A 437-nucleotide genomic window follows, 5' to 3' on the forward strand; every position below is an offset into this window, starting at 1 on the left:
CGACGACTGGAAGGAGCATGGCTACGACGTGGTCGAGTTCTACCCAGGACCCCAGGAGCTGCGATTGTGCGCTGACGGAGTCGGCACGGCCAACGCTGACGCCGATGGCCACACAGTTTTGCGCGATACGCCCGGTGCTGCGTCGATTGACGCAGACGAGGGCCCACGCTGATGTGGGGGTTCCATATACACCTGGACATCGAGGGCTTCGTGCGGAGCAGCACGTACCCGGACGACTACATTGGCCTCTTCCGTGATGCCACCGGGCGCTCGCTCACGCCAGCCGAGGCGCGCACCAAGCTGACGATCGACAAGGCAAGGGGCCACAAGGTACTCCCGATGAGCAAGGAATGCGGCGCCGCGCTGTGCCCACACGCAACCGATGGTTGCTCCGGCTTCGACTATTCGGGCGGTGGGTGTCCAGGCTACCAACGAGG

1 protein-coding gene is annotated in these 437 nt (G+C 64.3%); it reads left to right on the forward strand.

Annotated elements, in window-relative coordinates:
- Positions 1 to 171: 171 nt before the first annotated feature.
- Positions 172 to 437: hypothetical protein (locus tag RVY79_RS17475; protein WP_317465754.1), on the forward strand; the 266-nt coding region annotated here is incomplete at its 3' end.

The organism is Chromohalobacter sp. HP20-39 (genome assembly GCF_033052815.1).
Lineage (GTDB): Bacteria > Pseudomonadota > Gammaproteobacteria > Pseudomonadales > Halomonadaceae > Chromohalobacter.